This window comes from Streptomyces camelliae (assembly GCF_027625935.1).
Taxonomy (GTDB): Bacteria; Actinomycetota; Actinomycetes; order Streptomycetales; family Streptomycetaceae; genus Streptomyces; species Streptomyces camelliae.
On sequence record NZ_CP115300.1, the window covers coordinates 2,896,007 to 2,913,803 of the forward strand.

At 72.1% G+C, this 17,797-nt stretch carries 12 protein-coding genes and 1 pseudogene; 4 read left to right on the forward strand and 9 right to left on the reverse strand.

Translation table 11 applies throughout. The features are described 5' to 3' along the window. Positions 1–2 precede the first annotated feature (2 nt). Positions 3–1,406, reverse strand: a complete 1,404-nt coding sequence (pdxR, locus tag O1G22_RS13020; RefSeq protein ID WP_270081508.1) for a MocR-like pyridoxine biosynthesis transcription factor PdxR — start codon at positions 1,404–1,406, stop codon at positions 3–5. A gap of 47 nt (positions 1,407–1,453) precedes the next feature. Here pdxR and O1G22_RS13025 point away from each other — a divergent pair, with 47 nt between their 5' ends. Continuing rightward, positions 1,454–2,662, forward strand: coding sequence for an MFS transporter (locus tag O1G22_RS13025; protein ID WP_270081509.1), 1,209 nt, complete (start codon positions 1,454–1,456; stop codon positions 2,660–2,662). On the opposite strand, the gene O1G22_RS13030 is transcribed toward O1G22_RS13025, so the two are convergent. Then, entirely contained in the window at positions 2,627–3,205 is a 579-nt protein-coding gene (locus tag O1G22_RS13030) for a TetR/AcrR family transcriptional regulator (protein WP_270081510.1), read from the reverse strand. The genes O1G22_RS13025 and O1G22_RS13030 overlap by 36 nt on opposite strands. Positions 3,206–3,303: 98 nt before the next feature. Here O1G22_RS13030 and O1G22_RS13035 point away from each other — a divergent pair, with 98 nt between their 5' ends. After that, on the forward strand, positions 3,304–4,830 hold the full coding sequence (locus O1G22_RS13035) for an MFS transporter (protein ID WP_270081511.1): 1,527 nt from the start codon (positions 3,304–3,306) through the stop codon (positions 4,828–4,830). A gap of 83 nt (positions 4,831–4,913) precedes the next feature. On the opposite strand, the gene serA is transcribed toward O1G22_RS13035, so the two are convergent. From serA to O1G22_RS13065, 6 genes and pseudogenes are all read right to left on the reverse strand, one after another. Next, on the reverse strand, positions 4,914–6,503 hold the full coding sequence (gene serA / locus O1G22_RS13040) for a phosphoglycerate dehydrogenase (RefSeq protein ID WP_225099352.1): 1,590 nt from the start codon (positions 6,501–6,503) through the stop codon (positions 4,914–4,916). A 337-nt stretch (positions 6,504–6,840) separates the two neighbouring features. Further along, complete coding sequence (ilvC, locus tag O1G22_RS13045; protein WP_225099353.1) at positions 6,841–7,839, reverse strand: ketol-acid reductoisomerase; 999 nt, start codon at positions 7,837–7,839, stop codon at positions 6,841–6,843. Between the two features lie 131 nt (positions 7,840–7,970). Continuing rightward, positions 7,971–8,495 carry an acetolactate synthase small subunit gene (ilvN, locus tag O1G22_RS13050; protein WP_055708145.1) on the reverse strand — a complete coding sequence of 175 codons (525 nt, stop codon included), beginning with the start codon at positions 8,493–8,495 and terminating at the stop codon, positions 7,971–7,973. A 22-nt stretch (positions 8,496–8,517) separates the two neighbouring features. Next, positions 8,518–10,365, reverse strand: a complete 1,848-nt coding sequence (locus tag O1G22_RS13055; protein ID WP_270081512.1) for an acetolactate synthase large subunit — start codon at positions 10,363–10,365, stop codon at positions 8,518–8,520. A 243-nt stretch (positions 10,366–10,608) separates the two neighbouring features. After that, positions 10,609–13,712: pseudogene (locus O1G22_RS13060) on the reverse strand (putative bifunctional diguanylate cyclase/phosphodiesterase). Between the two features lie 385 nt (positions 13,713–14,097). After that, positions 14,098–15,075: a 2-hydroxyacid dehydrogenase gene (locus O1G22_RS13065; protein ID WP_270081514.1), complete on the reverse strand. Its 978-nt coding sequence runs from the start codon at positions 15,073–15,075 to the stop codon at positions 14,098–14,100. Positions 15,076–15,234: 159 nt separating this feature from the next. Here O1G22_RS13065 and O1G22_RS13070 point away from each other — a divergent pair, with 159 nt between their 5' ends. Together O1G22_RS13070 and O1G22_RS13075 are read left to right on the forward strand one after the other, a co-directional pair. Next, positions 15,235–16,233, forward strand: coding sequence for an aldo/keto reductase (locus O1G22_RS13070; RefSeq protein ID WP_270081515.1), 999 nt, complete (start codon positions 15,235–15,237; stop codon positions 16,231–16,233). A 183-nt stretch (positions 16,234–16,416) separates the two neighbouring features. Then, entirely contained in the window at positions 16,417–17,559 is a 1,143-nt protein-coding gene (locus O1G22_RS13075; protein WP_270081516.1) for a PQQ-dependent sugar dehydrogenase, read from the forward strand. 31 nt (positions 17,560–17,590) lie between these two features. Here O1G22_RS13075 and O1G22_RS13080 read toward each other — a convergent pair whose 3' ends face one another. Beyond that, a complete protein-coding gene (locus O1G22_RS13080) occupies positions 17,591–17,788 on the reverse strand; it encodes a DUF6191 domain-containing protein (RefSeq protein ID WP_225099359.1) in 198 nt (65 codons plus the stop codon). Between the last annotated feature and the right edge of the window lie 9 nt (positions 17,789–17,797).

Consider the following 17,797-nt stretch of genomic DNA (forward strand, 5'->3'; position numbering starts at 1 on the left):
GCTCAGCCGAGCAGGTCGGCCACCGCCGCGATGCCCTCCGTGATCGCGCGTTCCGGTACGTCGCCGAAGCCCAGGACCAGTTGGGGCGGGCCGGGCGCCGGTGCGGCCCGGCAGGCGCTCATGCCGTACAGGCCGACGCGGCGGGAGAGGGACTCGGTGAGCACTCGTTCCTCGTCGGTCCCGTCCGGCAGGTGGGTCACCGCGTGGAAGCCGGCGGCCAGCCCCGTCAGCCGTACGCGCGGCGCGTGTGCGGCGAGGGCCGCGACCAGCGCGGTGCGGCGGGCCGCGTACGTGGTGCGCATGCGGCGCAGATGGCGGTCGTAGCGGCCGGACTCGATGAGCAGGGCGAGGGCCAGCTGGTCGAGGGTGGGGGTGCCCCGGTCGGCGATCCGTTTCAGTGCGGTGAGCGGTGCGGTGAGCGCGGGCGGGCACAGCAGCCAGCCGATGCGCAGGGCGGGCGCGAGGGACTTGCTGACCGTGCCGATCGAGATCACCCGGTCGGCCGCGAGGCCCTGGAGTGCGCCGACCGGCTCCTTGTCGTAGCGGAACTCGGCGTCGTAGTCGTCCTCGATGACGTAGGCGTCGTGCCGCCGCGCCCAGGCGAGGAGTGCGTGGCGGCGTTCCGGTGCGAGGACGACACCGGTCGGCCACTGGTGGGCAGGCGTGACGATCACCGCGCGCGCACCGGTCGCCTCCAGGGCCCGTACGTCGATGCCGTGCGCGTCGACCGGGACCGGGACCGGGGTGAGGCCGGCCGCGCGTGCGGAGGCCGTCGCGGTGCCGGGGCTGCCGGGATCCTCGTGGGCGACGGCGCGGACACCGGTACGGGCCAGGGCCTGCAGGGTGAGGCCGAGGCCCTGGGCGAAGCCGGAACAGACCAGGGTATGGCGGGGGTCGGCGGCGGCCGCGCGGACTCGGCGGAGGTAGGCGGCGACGACCGTACGCAGAGCCTGGCTGCCGCGCGGGTCGCCGTAGTCGAGGTCGGCCGTCGGCATGCGGCGGGCCGCCTCCCTGAGCGCCCACAGCCAGTCGGCGCGCGGGAAGGAGGCCAGGTCGGGCACGCCGTGCCGGAAGTCTGCGATGAGGCGCGGGAGTTCGGCGACCGGGGCGGGGTGGGCCGGTGCGGGGGGCTGTGCGCAGGGGGCCACGCGGGTGGCCGAGCCGACGCGGGTCACCAGGTAGCCCTCGGCCTGCAGTTGGGCGTAACAGCCCTGGACGAGGCCGCGGGACAGGCCCAGGGTGCGGGCCAGTTCGCGGGAGGAGGGCAGACGTTCGCCCTCCCGCAGCCGTCCGGAGCGGATCGCGTCCCGCACCTGCCGCTCCAGCTGGGCGCGCAGCTGTTCGCCGCTGCTCCGGTCGACGGTCAGCAGCAGCTCCGGGGACAGACCGGCCCACTGCACAGGCATGGAATCGGAGCTTACCCGGGGGCCGGTCGCCGCCTAGCGTCGGCCGCATGACGAACTCCCTTTCCCAGGCAGCGGCTTCGGCCGAGCGGCCCCCGCTGCTGACCCGTCCCCTGCTGCTGCGGTTCGTGAGCATGGTCGGCGCCACCGTGAGCTTCTTCCTGCTGCTGTCGGCGGTACCGGCGCACGCCGGCCGCGGCGGGGCGGGCCTCGTCACCGGCGCGCTGATGCTGTCCACGGTGCTCGGCGAGCTGGCCGGGCCCTGGATCGTGGCCCGGTGGGGCAACCGGGGGCCGCTGACGGCCGGGCTGCTCCTGCTGGGCGCGCCCGCAGCGGCGCTGCCCGTCTCCGACGGACTGGGCTGGACCGTGGCGGTGTGCCTGGTGCGCGGTCTGGGGTTCGCGCTCACGCTCGTCGCGGGCGGCGCCCTGACCGCCGCGCTGATCCCGGCGCAGCGCCGGGGTGAGGGGCTCGCCCTCGTCGGTCTGGTCGGGGGCGTTCCGTCGCTGGTCGCCCTGCCGCTGGGCGTGTGGCTGGCCGGGAACGTCGGGTACGGGCCGGTCACCGTGGCCGCGGGCGTGGCGGCACTGGCGGCCGTCCCCTCCGTGCCGGGGCTGCGGGAGGGCCCACGGACGCCGGGCGCCGGCCCGAAGTCCCTCGGCATGGTGGGGGCCGTGCGCCTCGCCGGGCTGCGGCGTCCCGCGCAGGTCTTCGCCACCACCGCGCTCGCCGCCGGGATCCTGGTCACGTTCCTGCCGCTGGCCGTGGAGCGCGCGCCGGCCGGTGTGGCGACGGCGGCGCTGCTGGTGCAGAGCGCCACCGCGACCGCGGCCCGCTGGGCGGCGGGGCGGTACGGCGACCGGCGCGGCTCCGCGCGGCTGGTCGTGCCGGGGCTGCTGCTGTCGGCCGCCGGGATGGCGGTCATGGCGGCGGTCTCCAGTCCGGTCGCCGTCCTCGTGGGGGCGGTGGTCTTCGGAACCGGTTTCGGCACCGCCCAGAACGCGACCCTCGCGCTCATGTACAGCCGCGTCTCCCGCGCCTCGTACGGCACGGTCTCCGCGCTCTGGAACCTCGCCTACGACGGCGGTATGGGCGTGGGCGCCGCCGGCTTCGGCCTCGTCGCGGGGCACACGGGATACGCGTGGGCGTTCCTGCTGACGGCGCTGCTGATGCTGGGCGCGCTGGCCCCGGCGGTGCGGGACCGGCTGGGCCGGCCGGCGGGGTCAGCTCTTCCCGGCCGCCTCGACGATCTGCCGTAGTCCCTCCGTGAGCGCGTCCCCGTCGGGTGCGGTCTTGGCGTCGAACGTCCACTGCGCGATGAGCCCGGTCATCAGGGTCATGTAGAAGCGGCCGAGGGTGTCGGCCGTCTCGTCGGACACCTCCTCCTCCGGCACGCCCTGGAGGAGGGCCACGAGCCCGCGCCCGCCCTCGCGCTGGGCGCGGGCCAGATGGTCGCGCACCTCGGGCATGTCGATGGTCATGACCTCCATGCTCAGGCGCCACATCGAGTTCGGCTCCCGCATGGTGCCGACGATGTTCGACCACACATGCCGGAAGCGCTCCAGCGAACCGGGCGCGCCCTCGATCGCGGTGCCGTCGCCCCCGTCGAAGGCGCCGGACAGGTTCTCCACCAGCCCGATGTAGGCCTGCGCGAGAAGCGCGTCCTTCGAGCCGTAGTGGTAGCCGATCGAGGCCAGGTTGGTCCCCGAGGCCTTGACGATGTCGCGCGCGGTGGTGCGCGCGAACCCCTTCTCCAGCAGGCAGCGCTTGGCGCCTTCGAGCAGATCCTCACGGTGTCCCATGCCCGTCACCCTACCCCGCGATCCATACAACCGTCCTAGACGCATGACCTATACATCCGTTCTAGACAAGCGTTTAAGACGCTCGTATATTTCTCGGCATGACGAACCTGACGGGCACCACCCCCACCGCCGGCGCCGAGGGCGCCCGCGCCGGACGCCGTGAGTGGACCGCTCTCGGCGTGCTGATGCTGCCGCTGCTGCTGGTCTCGATGGACGTCTCCGTCCTGTACTTCGCGACCCCCGCGATCAGCGCCGACCTGCACCCGAGCGGCACCCAGCAGCTGTGGATCTACGACATCTACGCCTTCGTCCTGGCCGGCCTGCTGATGACGATGGGCTCCCTCGGCGACCGCATCGGCCGCCGCAGGCTGCTCCTCACGGGCGCCCTCGCCTTCGGCGGAGCCTCGCTCCTCGCGGCCTACGCCGGCAGCGCCGGGACCCTGATCGCGGCCCGCGCGATCCTCGGCGTCGGCGGCGCGACCCTGATGCCGTCCACGATGGCGCTGCTGCGCACGATGTTCACCGACCCCGCCCAGCGGGCGAAGGCGATCGGTCTGTGGTCCGGCGTGATGACCGGCGGTATCGCGCTCGGCTCGGTGATGAGCGGCATCCTCGTCGAGCACTTCTGGTGGGGCTCGGTCTTCCTGGTCAACCTGCCCGCGATGGCGCTGCTGCTGGTCCTCGGCCCGGTGCTGCTGCCGGAGTCGAAGGACCCGAACCCGGGCCGCTTCGACTGGCCGAGCGTCCCGCTGTCGATGGCCGCCGTGCTCCCCGTGATCTACGGCCTGAAGGAGATCCCGTCCGAGGGCTGGCACCCGCTCTACGTCGTCTCGGTCGCCGTCGGCCTGCTCTTCACGGCCCTGTTCGTGCACCGCCAGCGCACCGCGGCCTCCCCGCTCATCCCGCCGGCCCTGCTCAGGGGCCACGGCTTCACCCCGGCCCTGGTGCTGAACCTCGTCGCCGCCCTCGCGATGATGGGCTCGGCCATCTTCACCACGCAGTACCTGCAGTCGGTCCTCGGCAAGAGCCCGCTGTCGGCGGCCCTGTGGAGCCTGCTGCCCTCGGTGTTCATCGGCTTCGCCGGTCCGATCACCGCAGCGCTCGTCCAGCGGGGCGTCAACCGGGGTTACGTCGTCGCCGGCGGCTTCGGCGCCATGGCGGCCGGCTACGCGATGCTCGCGCTCCTCGGCACCGACTCGCTGTGGCTGGTGCTCACCGGGGCCGGCGTGCTCGCCTGCGGGATGGTCGCGATCTCGTCCCAGCTGGTGGACCTGGCCATGAGCAGCGCCCCGGTGGAGCGGGCGGGCACGGCGTCCTCGCTGCTGGAGACCGGCACCGAGTTCGGCGGCGCGCTCGGCATGGCGGTGCTCGGCTCCATCGGTACGGCGGTCTACCGCCACCAGATGCCGGCCACGGCCCCCGCCGAGGCCCGCGAGACCCTGGGCGGCGCCCTCGCCACGGCAGCCCACCTGCCCGGCCGGGCCGGCGAGTCCCTCCTCGCCACGGCCCGGGAGGCCTTCACCGACGGCATGCGGGGCGCCGCGATCGCCGGGGTGGTGCTTCTGGTGCTGGCGGCGGTGGGGGCGGCGGCGTCGCTGCGGAGGATCGAGGTCAGGGAGAAGTAGGGCGGAGAAGCAGGGCAACGACAAGCGCCGGACGGGCTGATGAGGATCAGCCCGTCCGGCGCTTCAGGACGTACGTCTCAGTCTCAGGCGAGGTTCACCGAGCGGGCGGACGTGGCCCCGATCTCCGCGGCGACCTCGGCCAGCACACCGGCGGCCACCGTGTCGTCGACCGTCAGGACGGCCAGCGCCTCGCCGCCCGCCGCCGCACGCGCGACCTGCATGCCGGCGATGTTGATGCCCGCCTCGCCGAGGATGCGGCCGACGGTGCCGACGACACCGGGACGGTCCTCGTAGCGCAGGACGACCATGTGGTCGGCGAGCGCGAGGTCGACGTCGTACTCGCCGACGGCGACGATCTTCTGCAGGTGCTTCGGACCGGCCAGCGTGCCGGAGACCGAGACCTCCTCGCCGCTCGCCAGCGTGCCGCGCACGGTGACGACGTTGCGGTGGTCGCTCGACTCGGAGCTGGTGGTCAGCCGGACCTCGACACCGCGCTCCTGCGCGAACAGCGGGGCGTTGACGTACGACACCGTCTCGGCGACGACGTCCTCGAAGACGCCCTTGAGCGCGGACAGCTCCAGCACCTTCACGTCGTGCTGGGTGATCTCGCCGTAGACCTCGACGTCGAGGCGGTGGGCCACCTCGCCGGCGAGCGCGGTGAAGATGCGGCCGAGGCGCTCGGCGAGCGGCAGACCAGGCTTGACGTCCTCGGCGATGACACCGCCCTGGACGTTCACCGCGTCCGGGACCAGCTCACCGGCGAGGGCGAGGCGCACGGACCTGGCGACCGCGATACCCGCCTTCTCCTGGGCCTCGTCGGTGGAGGCGCCGAGGTGCGGGGTGCACACGACCTGGTCCAGCTCGAACAGCGGGGAGTCGGTGCAGGGCTCCTTGGCGTACACGTCGAGGCCGGCACCGGCGACCCGGCCCTCCTTCAGCGCCGCGTACAGCGCCGCCTCGTCGACGATGCCGCCGCGCGCGGCGTTGACGATGCGCACGTTCGGCTTGACCTTGCGCAGCGCCTCGTCGCCGATGAGGCCGAGGGTCTCGGGGGTCTTCGGCAGGTGGACGGTGATGAAGTCGGAGACTTCGAGGAGCTCGTCCAGGGAGAGGACCTTCACGCCCATCTGCGCGGCCCGCGCGGGCTGGACGTAGGGGTCGTAGGCGACGACCTTCATGCCGAAGGCGGACATGCGCTGCGCGACCAGGGCGCCGATGCGGCCGAGGCCGACGACACCGAGGGTCTTCTCCGCGAGCTCGACACCCGTGTACTTGCTGCGCTTCCACTCGCCGTTCTTCAGCGCGGCGTTGGCCTGCGGGATGTTGCGGGCGGTGGCGAGGATCAGACCGCAGGCCAGCTCGGCGGCGGTCACGATGTTGGAGGTCGGGGCGTTGACGACCATCACGCCGGCCTTGGTGGCGGCGGAGACGTCGACGTTGTCCAGGCCGACACCGGCGCGGGCGACGACCTTGAGCTTCTTCGCAGCAGCGATGGCCTCGGCGTCGACCTTGGTCGCGGAACGGATCAGGATCGCGTCGACGTCGGCGATGGCGGGGAGCAGTTCGGCTCGGTCGGCTCCGTTGGTGTGCCGGATCTCGAAGTCCGGACCGAGTGCGTCCACGGTCGCGGGCGACAGCTCTTCAGCGATGAGTACGACAGGTTTCGAGCTCACGTGAGGTCCTCACTAGTCCAAAGCATGCGGACGGCCGTCCCGACGGCCGCAGGCGGAGGAGGGGGCTAGCCGCGGAAGACGCACGACGCTGTGGGCCTGACGCGTATGTAGTACGGCAGTGTAGTGGCGTGACGGGGGCCGTCTTGCGCCTCTGCGGAAGGATCACCCGGACGAGAAACTCCATTTTGTAGCCCTCCGGCGTTTGAGGAGCGGGGTCCGGGGCGGAGCCCCGCGCCGGCCCCCCCCCCCCCCCCCGCCCCCCCCCCCCCCCCCCCCCCCCCCCCCCCCCCCCGCGACGGCACCCCCGAACCGGCGGCACCGTCGCGGAGCGCTCCGCTTACGCCTCCTCGTTCACCCAGCTCATCAGCTTGCGGAGCTGCTTGCCGGTGGTCTCCAGCAGGTGCTCGGAGTCCTGCTGCTTGTACTCGTTGTACTTCTTCAGACCGCCGTGGTACTCGTCCATCCAGTTCTGGGCGAACGTGCCGTCCTGGATCTCGGCGAGGACCTTCTTCATCTCGGCCTTGGTGGCGTCCGTGATGATCCGCGGGCCGGTGACGTAGTCGCCCCACTCGGCGGTCTCGGAGATCGACCAGCGCATCTTCTCCAGGCCGCCCTCGTACATGAGGTCCACGATCAGCTTCAGCTCGTGCAGGCACTCGAAGTAGGCGATCTCCGGCTGGTAACCGGCCTCGGTCAGGGTCTCGAAGCCCGCCTTGACCAGCGCGGCCGTACCACCGCAGAGGACGGCCTGCTCACCGAACAGGTCGGTCTCGGTCTCCTCGGTGAAGGTCGTCTTGATGACGCCGGCGCGGGTGCCGCCGATGCCCTTGGCGTACGACAGGGCCAGCGCGAAGGCGTTGCCGGAGGCGTCCTGCTCGACGGCCGCGATGCACGGAACGCCGCGGCCCTCCTCGTACTGACGGCGCACCAGGTGGCCCGGGCCCTTCGGGGCGACCATGCAGACGTCCACGCCGGCCGGGGGCTTGATGAAGCCGAAGCGGATGTTGAAGCCGTGACCGAAGAACAGCGCGTCGCCGTCCTTCAGGTTCGGGGCGATGGACTCCTCGTAGACCTGGGCCTGGATCGGGTCCGGGACGAGGATCATGATGACGTCGGCCTCGGCGGCGGCCTCCGACGGCGTCACCACGCGCAGGCCCTGCTCCTCGGCCTTGGCCTTGGACTTGGAGCCCTCGTGCAGACCGACGCGGACGTCGACACCGGAGTCACGCAGCGACAGCGCGTGGGCGTGGCCCTGGCTGCCGTAGCCGATGACCGCGACCTTGCGGCCCTGGATGATGGACAGGTCGGCGTCAGCGTCGTAGAACAGCTCGGCCACTTTGGGTTCTCTCCTTGGTGTGCAGGTTGTGCGTCCCACCGTATGACGGTGGGTGGGAAGGAAGTTTCGGGGTCTCGGCATACGGGCGGGCGACGACGCGCCGACCGCCCGTTTTCAGCCGTACTTCAGCTTTACGCGGATCGGTCCAGAGCGCGCAGCGAACGGTCCGTGATCGAACGGGCGCCACGGCCGATCGCGATCGTGCCGGACTGGACCAGCTCCTTGATGCCGAACGGCTCCAGCATCTTGAGCATGGCGGACAGCTTCTCGCTGGATCCGGTGGCCTCGATGGTCACGGCCTCCGGGGAGACGTCGACCGTCTTGGCGCGGAACAGCTGGACGATCTCCACGATCTGGGAGCGGGTCTCGTTGTCGGCGCGCACCTTCACCAGAACGAGTTCGCGCTGAACGGCCTGACCGGGTTCCAGTTCGACGATCTTCAGCACGTTGACGAGCTTGTTGAGCTGCTTGGTGACCTGCTCCAGCGGCAGGTCCTCGACGCCCACCACGATGGTGATGCGGGAGATGTCGGGGTGCTCGGTGACACCGACCGCGAGCGAGTCGATGTTGAAGCCGCGGCGGGAGAACAGGGCGGCGATCCGGGCCAGGATGCCCGGGGTGTTCTCCACCAGGACGGAGAGCGTGTGCTTGGACATGGTCTTTTTACGTCTCTCTCGCTCAGTCGTCTTCGTTGTCGCCGAAGTCGGGGCGGACGTCCCGGGCGGCCATGATCTCGTCGTTGGAGGTGCCGGCGGCGACCATCGGCCAGACCATCGCGTCCTCGTGGACGATGAAGTCGATGACGACCGGGCGGTCGTTGATGGAGTTCGCCTCCTCGATGACCTTGTCCAGGTCCTCGGGGCGCTCGCAGCGCAGGCCCACGCAGCCCATCGCCTCGGACAGCTTCACGAAGTCCGGCACGCGGGTGCCCCGGGCCTCCGGGTTGATGTCGTCCGGGCCGCTGTGCAGGACGGTGTTGGAGTAGCGCTGGTTGTAGAACAGGGTCTGCCACTGGCGGACCATGCCGAGGGCGCCGTTGTTGATGATGGCGACCTTGATCGGGATGTTGTTCAGGGCGCAGGTGGTCAGTTCCTGGTTGGTCATCTGGAAGCAGCCGTCGCCGTCGATCGCCCAGACCGTGCGGTCCGGCTGTCCGGCCTTGGCGCCCATCGCGGCCGGGACCGCGTAGCCCATCGTTCCGGCGCCGCCGGAGTTCAGCCAGGTGGCGGGCTTCTCGTACTGGATGAAGTGCGCGGACCACATCTGGTGCTGGCCGACGCCCGCGGCGAAGATCGTGTCCTCGGGGGCCAACTGCCCGATGCGCTCGATGACCGCCTGCGGGGAGAGCGAGCCGTCCTCGGGCTGGTCGTAGCCGAGCGGGTAGGTTTCGCGCCAGCGGTTGAGGTCGCTCCACCAGGCGGTGTAGTCGCCCTTGTGGCCCTCGCTGTGCTCCTTCTGCACGGCCTGGACCAGGTCGGCGATGACCTCGCGGGCGTCCCCGACGATCGGCACGTCGGCGGCGCGGTTCTTGCCGATCTCGGCGGGGTCGATGTCGGCGTGGACGATCTTGGCGTACGGGGCGAAGCTGTCCAGCTTGCCGGTGACACGGTCGTCGAAGCGGGCGCCGAGGGCGACGATCAGGTCGGCCTTCTGCAGCGCGGTGACGGCGGTGACCGCACCGTGCATGCCCGGCATTCCCACGTGCAGCGGGTGGCTGTCGGGGAACGCGCCGAGCGCCATCAGGGTGGTGGTGACGGGCGCTCCGGTGAGCTCGGCGAGGACCTTCAGCTCGGCGGTGGCCTGCGCCTTGATGACGCCGCCGCCGACGTAGAGGACGGGCCGCCTGGCGGAGGTGATCAGCTTGGCCGCCTCGCGGATCTGCTTGGCGTGCGGCTTGGTCACCGGGCGGTAGCCGGGCAGGTCCATGGTGGGCGGCCAGGAGAAGGTGGTCTTCGCCTGCAGGGCGTCCTTGGCGATGTCGACCAGGACCGGGCCCGGGCGGCCGGTGGAGGCGATGTGGAACGCCTGCGCGATGACCCGCGGGATGTCCTCGGCCTTGGTGACGAGGAAGTTGTGCTTGGTGATCGGCATGGTGATGCCGACGATGTCCGCCTCCTGGAAGGCGTCCGTGCCGATCGACTTCGAGGCGACCTGGCCGGTGATCGCGACCAGCGGCACGGAGTCCATGTGGGCGTCGGCGATCGGCGTGACCAGGTTGGTGGCGCCCGGGCCGGAGGTGGCCATGCAGACGCCGACCTTGCCGGTGGCCTGCGCGTAGCCGGTGGCCGCGTGGCCGGCGCCCTGCTCGTGGCGGACCAGGACGTGACGCACCCGCGTCGAGTCCATCAGCGGGTCGTACGCCGGCAGGATCGCGCCGCCGGGAATGCCGAATACCGTGTCCGCGCCGACCTCCTCAAGGGAGCGGATGAGGGACTGCGCACCCGTGACGTGCTCGACGGGGGCGGACTGCTGTCCTCCGGATCGGGGCCGCGGCTGCGGATGGGCCCCGGTGGCCTGCTCGGTCATCGGCATTCTCTTCTCGATGCTGAGGGTTTTTGCGAGGTTTGTGCGGAGTTCAAGCGCTGCACGATCGGTGCTCGTGCAACAAAAAACCCCTCGTGCCGAAAGGCAAGCGAGGGGAGCGCGCCGGTGCGGTCGCTGGGGATTCCGGATCGTCCTCCGGTGGGTCCCAGCTCAGCCGACGCGCTTGCCAAGTACGAGAATTCGGGTGCGCATGGCACTGACCCTCCCCCCGGCGCACACCACGTGTCAAGTGGGTGGGACGGGAGTCTCAGCATGTGAGCGATGGGCACGGGCGCCTCCGGAGACAGGGACCCTGCTGCCCTGCGGCGGGCAGCGGGGACACTCCCTGTCTACACCCCCGCGCCCCTCTCCTCCATGGCTCGCTCGCCGCCGGGCCGCACCGGCCGGTGCGGCTCGCGCACACTGCCCGCGAACGCCGGTTCCGCCGGTGGGTGCGGCACGGGGTAGTGGCCGGATCCGAGCGCCCGGCGCAGCCGGTACTCGTCCACCGGACCGGTGAACGCCATGCCCTGCCCGTGGGTGCAGCCCATCGCGCGCAGCGCGACCACCTGCTCCGGCAGGTCCACGCCCTCGGCCACGGACTGCAGTCCGAGGTCCCCGGCGATCCGCAGCAGACCGCTGGTGATCTTGTGCAGCCGTGCGGACTCCACGACGCCCTCGACCAGGCTGCGGTCGAGCTTGAGGATGTCCACCGGGAGCCTGCGCAGGGCCGTGATGGCCGCGTAGCCGCTGCCGAAGCCGTCCAGCGCGATCCGCACCCCGAGCCGTCTGAGCGTGGTCAGTCTGCGCTCCAGCTCGTCCAGGGAGACCCGCGGATCGGTGTCGGACAGCTCCAGCACCAGGGCGCCGGGCGGCAGCCCATGCCGGGTCAGCAGTGCCTCCACCGAGCCGAGCGGCATGGAGCGGTTCAGCAGCCGCCGGGCGCTGATCCGGACGGCCACCGGCATGACGAGCCCGGTCGCGGCCCGCTCGGCGGCCTGCTCGACGGCCTCCTCCAGGATCCAGCGGTCCAGCTCGGCGGCCTTGTCGCCGTCCTCGGTCACCCGCAGGAACTCCGCCGGGGTGAACAGCACCCCCTGCGAGGAGCGCCAGCGCGCCTGCGCGGAGACCGCGGTGATCCGGCCGTTCTCCAGGCACACCACCGGCTGGTGCAGCAGCGCGAACTCGCCGTCGTGCAGCGCGGCACGCAGCCGCGTGGCCAGCTCCGCCTTGCGTACGACGTCCTGCTGCATCTGTGGCTTGTACAGCTCGACGCGGCCCTTTCCGGCCGCCTTCGCGCGGTACATCGCCAGGTCGGCGTTGCGCAGCAGCTCGCCCGCGCCGAGGCCCGGTTCGGCGAAGGCGACGCCGATGGACGCGTTGACCCGGACGTCGTTGCCGTCGATGGCGTAGGGCTGGGAGAGGGTCACCCTGAGGCGGTCGGCGAGCTCCAGGATGTTCCGCTCCCGGGCGGCACGGTCACGGGTGCCGTCCCCGACGATCAGGGCCGCGAACTCGTCGCCGCCGAGCCGGGAGGCGGTGTCCCCCTGCCGTACGGCGTCCTGGAGTCTGCGGGCGGCCTGGACGAGCAGCTCGTCCCCGGCCTGGTGCCCGATCGTGTCGTTGACGGCCTTGAAGCCGTCCAGGTCGATGAAGAGCACCGCCGTGTTGCGCAGGGCGGTGCCCCGGTCGGTGGCCCGGCGGCCGGACAGGGCCTGCTGGACACGCCGGGTGAACAGCGCGCGGTTGGGCAGGTCGGTCAGCGGGTCGTGCTCGGCGTTGTGCTGCAGCTGTGCCTGCAGGCGGACGCGCTCGGTCACGTCCCGGCTGTTGAAGATCAGCCCGCCGTGGTGGCGGTTGACCGTCGACTCGACGTTGAGCCAGCCGCCGTCGCCGGAGCGGAAGCGGCACTCGATGCGGGTGGTGGGCTCCTGCAGCGGGCTGGCGACCAGGAAGCGCCGTACCTCGTGCACCACGCAGCCCAGATCCTCGGGGTGGATGAGGGCGGCCAGCTCGGTGCCCACCAGCTCCTCGGCGGGCCGGCCGTAGACCCCGGCGGCGGCCGGGGAGACGTACCGGAGGGTGCCGTTGGGCGCGGCGATCATGATGACGTCGCTGGACCCCTGGACCAGGGAGCGGAAGTGGTTCTCCTGCTGCGCCAGTTCCTGGGTGAGGGTGATGTTGTCCAGCAGCATGATGCCCTGCCGGATCACGAGCGCGAGCACGACCATGCCCGCCGTGATCAGCACGACGTGGTCGGGCCGGCGGCCGTCGAGGACGTTGTACAGGATTCCCAGGGTGCACACGGCGGCGGCGAGGTAAGGGGTGAGCGCGGCGAGGGAACCGGTGAGCGGACGGTCGGCCGGATAGCGGCTGTGGTCGCCGCCCGGGGCGGGCGCGGGCACGGGGTGGTGGCCCGTACCGCGCTGACCGGGCTGTCCGGGCACGTGCTCGTGGACCACGCGCGTGTGCCTGTCCGGTACGTGCGCCTCCTGCGCCCCTCTGTGGCGGGGGGCGACCCAGGGGGCGTAGGCGAGCAGCAGCGAACCGGCGAACCAGCCGGCGTCCAGCAGCTGTCCGGAGCGGTAGCTGTTGTGCAGCAGCGGGGAGGTGAACAGCGCGTCGCACATCACGGTCAGTCCGAGCGCGCCGATCGCGGTGTTCACCGCCGTACGGCTGCCCGGGGCGCGCCGGAAGTGCAGCGCGAGCACCATGCTGACCAGCGCGATGTCGAGCAGCGGGTACGCCAGCGACAGCGCGGTGTGCGCCACGCTCGGTCCGTCGAAGCGGGCCGCCTGGGCGAGCGCGAGGCTCCACGACAGGGTCAGCAGCGAGCCGCCGATCAGCCAGGCGTCCAGCCCCAGGCAGATCCAGCCGGCCTTGGTCGCCGGCCGTTTCGCCAGCACCAGCAGGCCCACGATGGCGGGCGGCGCGAAGCACAGGAAGAACAGGTCGGCGCAGCTGGGCGTGGGCACGGGACGGTCGAGGACGACCTCGTACCACCCCCACACCCCGTTGCCCAGGCACGCCATCATCGACGACAGGGCGAACAGCAGCCAGGCGGAGCGGAAGCGGACGCGTGGACTGCGGGCGTACAGGAAGCAGGAGACGGCGGCGGCGCCCGCCGCCGCGCTCAGCCCGAAGTCGCCCATGATCAACGCCACTTCGTGCGCACCCCAGTCGAACGCGGCCCCGACGGCGTAGGCCGCGCAGACCAGGGCGAGGACGAGTTGCTCCGTCACGCGCGCGCCCTCACCGGCGGCCGGCCGGCGGGGCGGCGGTGCCTGCTGCGGATGCGGTGCGCGCACCGCTTCTTCGAGCGCGGTCGTCACAGAGAGCGGCGCCGTCACCGGGGCCTCCCGGTCCGCGCCGCTCCCGCGTCCCGCATCTCCCGGTGCGCTGGATGCGCGTGCCGCCTGCGGCCGTTGTGCTTGCGCTGGTGGTGGCTGTGGTGGCCGGTGTGATGACCGCGTCTGCGCGCGGCCGTGCGCCAGGGTCGCCGTCGGCGGCTCCGCCGCGTCGGATCGTTCGTCCATAGGCCGTGCATCGCCCGTCGCCCCCCTCACAAATCTGAAATGTCCATCCCCGGCGCCGAAAAGGTGAGTGGCGCGCCCCTGTCGGGACGATACACCAGGATCGTCACTCAGGGACATAGCTTCTCTACGCTCCGTGACGACCAGCGGGGATGCGGGCACGGGCCGCGTCCGGAAGGTTGCGGAGGGTGCCGGGCGAGGCTCAGCGCCCGCCTTCGCCCGCCGTGCCGGCGTCCGTCGTCAGGATCACGTTGCGCAGCGGCTCCTGGTTCACGAAGCGGGTCAGCTGATCCACGAGCAGCCGTTTGGCGCGGGGCAGGAAGGCCGAGGAAGGGCCGCCCACATGGGGGCTGATCAGCACACCTGGCGCCTGCCAGAGGGGGTGGCCGGGCGGCAGCGGCTCGGGGTCGGTGACGTCCAGGGCGGCGGTGATCCGGCCGCTCTTCAGCTCGGCGAGCAGCGCCTCGGTGTCCACGACGGGCCCCCGCGCGACGTTGACGAGCAGCGCCCCGTCCTTCATCCGCGCGAGGAACTCCGCGTCGACGAGACGGTGTGTGGCCCGAGTGAGCGGAGTGGACAGGATGACGACATCGGCGTCCGGAAGCAGAGAAAGCACATCGGTGATCGGATGCACAAGACCGCGCGCCGTAGTGCGCCCCGAGCGCGCGATGCGCGCCACCCGCGCTACCTCGAAAGGCGTGAGCCGGTCCTCGATGGCCTCGCCGATGGGGCCGTACCCGACGATGAGGACGTTCTTGTCGGCGAGCGCGGGCCGGAATCCGCCCTCCCAGCGCCCCTGTTGCTGGGCGCGGACGAAGTCGGGGATGCCCCGCAGGGCGGCGAGGGTGAGGGTGAGGGCGAGTTCGGCGGTGCTCGTCTCGTGCACCCCGCGCGCGTTGCACAGCGCGACGCCCGGCGCGATGGAACCGAGCTGCGCGGTGATGTCGTCGACGCCCGCGGTGAGTGTCTGGATGAGCCGCACGTGCGTCAGGTGCCTGAGCGGCCGGATCCGCACGGGCACCGGCTTCATGTACGGCACGACGTACACGGCACAGTCCGCGGGATCGCCGGGATACTCCTGCTCACCGTCCGCGCCGCCGTCCCAGAACAGGTACCGGGGCCCCTCGGGAAGCCCCTCGATCTCCTCCGGCGGGATGGGAAGCCACACGTCTGCAGTCATGCCAGGGAGGCTAGGGCCTGCCCGGCGGGTCCGGCCAAGGGGGCCGACGGCAACTCATCAGCGCGCGTCTTCGGCAGGGCCCGCCGGGGAGGCCCTAGGTCAGGGGCGCGCGGGCGCAGAGGTTAGGTTGGGGACCAGGAGAGGGAGGGTCACGAGCAGGTGGAGCGCAGGACGATCGGCGCGGGGGCGCTCGCGGTGGGGGCCGTCGGACTCGGGTGCATGCCGATGAGCTGGGCGTACAGCACCTCGCGGCAGCGGGGCGAGGAGTCGCTGAGATGCGTGCACCGGGCGCTGGACCTGGGCACGACGCTCCTGGACACGGCGGACATGTACGGCCCGTTCACCAACGAACTGCTGCTGGGCCGGGTGCTGAAGGAGCGCCGCGAGGAGGCTTTCGTCTCCACCAAGGTGGGTCTGCTCGTGGGCGAGCAGCACATCGTGGCCAACGGCCGCCCCGGCTACGTCAGACGGGCCTGCGACGCCTCGCTGCGGCGTCTCCAGACGGACGTGATCGACCTCTACCAGCTGCACCGCGCCGACCCCGAGGTCCCCATCGAGGAGACCTGGGGCGCGATGGCCGAACTGGTGCGGGCGGGCAAGGTACGGGCGCTGGGCCTGTGCGCGGTGGGGGCACGCGCCGGCCGGCGCTCGGGGGGCGCGCTGCACGACACGACCCTGCAGCAGCTGCGGCGGGTGCAGCAGGTGTTCCCGGTGGCCGCGGTGCAGGCGGAGCTGTCGGTGTGGTCGCCGGAGGCGCTGGACGGGCTGCTGCCGTGGTGCGAGGCGCGGGGGGTGGGTCTCCTCGCGGCGATGCCGCTGGGCAACGGCTTCCTGACCGGCACGCTGCGGCCCGGCGAGGGCTTCGAACCGGACGACCCGCGCGCCCGCCACCCCCGCTTCACCGCGGAGATGATGGCGGCCAACCAGCCGATCGTCGCGGGGCTGCGCCGCATCGCCCGCCGCCACGGCGACGACGTCACCCCGGCCCAGGTGGCCCTGGCCTGGGTCCTCGCCCAGGGCCGCCATGTGATCGCCCTGCCGGGCACGAAACAGGAACGCTGGGCCACGGAGAACGCGGCCGCGCCCGGACTACGGCTCACCGACCAGGACGTGGCGGAGGTGTCCCGGTTGCCGGGGGCACAGGGGTCGTGGGACTGAGGGGTCGTGGGACTGAGGGGTCGTGGGACTGAGGGGTGGTGACGCTTGCGGGGCGGTGAGGGGCGGGTCCGCTGAGGGCCGGGGTGCGGGATCGGCACCCGTGAGCACCGGGGCTGTGAGAGGTTGAGAGGGCCGAAAGCGTCGTCGGCCGGAGGGACATCGATCGTGCGACACCACCGTGCTGTGACCGCCCTGTCGGCCGCCGCCCTGCTGCTGACGGCCGGCTGCTCCGCGGGCAGCGCGGGCTCACCGGGCGACCGGTATTCGGCGCCGGGCGGTACGGCGCCCGGTCCCTCCGCCGCCGCGCCGGCCACCGATCCCGTCCCGCCGGCCAAGGGCTCGGTGAAGGTGCTGCGGACCGTGGCCGAGGGGCTGAAGACGCCCTGGGGCCTGGCTCCGCTGCCCGACGGGGGGCTGCTCGTCTCCTCGCGCGACGACGGGACGATCGTCCGGGTCGACGAGAAGACCGGCCGGAAGACCGAGCTGGGTGCCGTCTCCGGGGTGTCCCCGGCCGGGGAGGGCGGTCTGCTGGGCATCGCCCTGTCCCCCGGTTTCGCCTCGGACCACATGATCTACGCCTACTTCACCTCCGTCTCCGACAACCGCATCGTGCGCGTGCTGTACGACGACAGGAAACCGGCCGGTGAGCAACTGGGCGCTCCGGACACGGTGTTCAAGGGCATCCCCAAGGGCACCGTCCACAACGGCGGCCGGATCGCCTTCGGCCCGGACGGCATGCTGTACGCGGGCACCGGCGAGGGCGGCGAGCGCGGACTGGCCCAGGACAGGAAGTCCCTCGGCGGCAAGATCCTGCGCCTGACCCCGGAGGGCGAACCGGCGCCGGGCAACCCCTTCCCCGGCTCCCCGGTGTACTCGTACGGCCACCGGAACGTGCAGGGCCTGGCCTGGGACGACCGGCAGCGCCTGTTCGCCTCGGAGTTCGGGCAGGACACCTGGGACGAGCTGAACGCGATCAAGCCCGGCGGCGACTACGGCTGGCCGGCCGCCGAGGGCAGGTCCTCCGACCCCGCCTACCAGAACCCGATCGCCCAGTGGCACACCGACGACGCCTCCCCCAGCGGCATCGCCTATGTGAACGGCGTGATCTGGATGGCGGCCCTGAAGGGACAGCGGCTGTGGCGCATCCCGCTGAAGGGCACGGAGGCGGCGGCCGCCCCACAGGCCTTCCTCACCGGCACGTACGGCCGCCTGCGCACGGTGGCCTCGGCCGGCGGCGACAGGCTCTGGCTGCTGACGAGCAACACCGACGGCCGGGGCAGGCCCCGGCCGGGCGACGACCGGGTGCTGGAGGTGCGGGTGAGCTGAGGGGCACGGCTCGCCGTCGTCCGGTCGTCGGCTAGTCGTCGTCCGTGGTCTCCGCTTCGGCGGGCGGCCGCTCGGGCAGGCGCACGACGACCTTGCCCGAGGCGAGGTCTATGGGCCCCCGACCCGGGTCGGCGTCGCCGACGTCCTCCCGGGTCAGCTCCAGGCGGTTCTGCTCGTCGTGGGTGTGTTTACGGCCGGGCGCGAACAGTTCCTCGAAGGCGTTGAACACGGCCCCTCC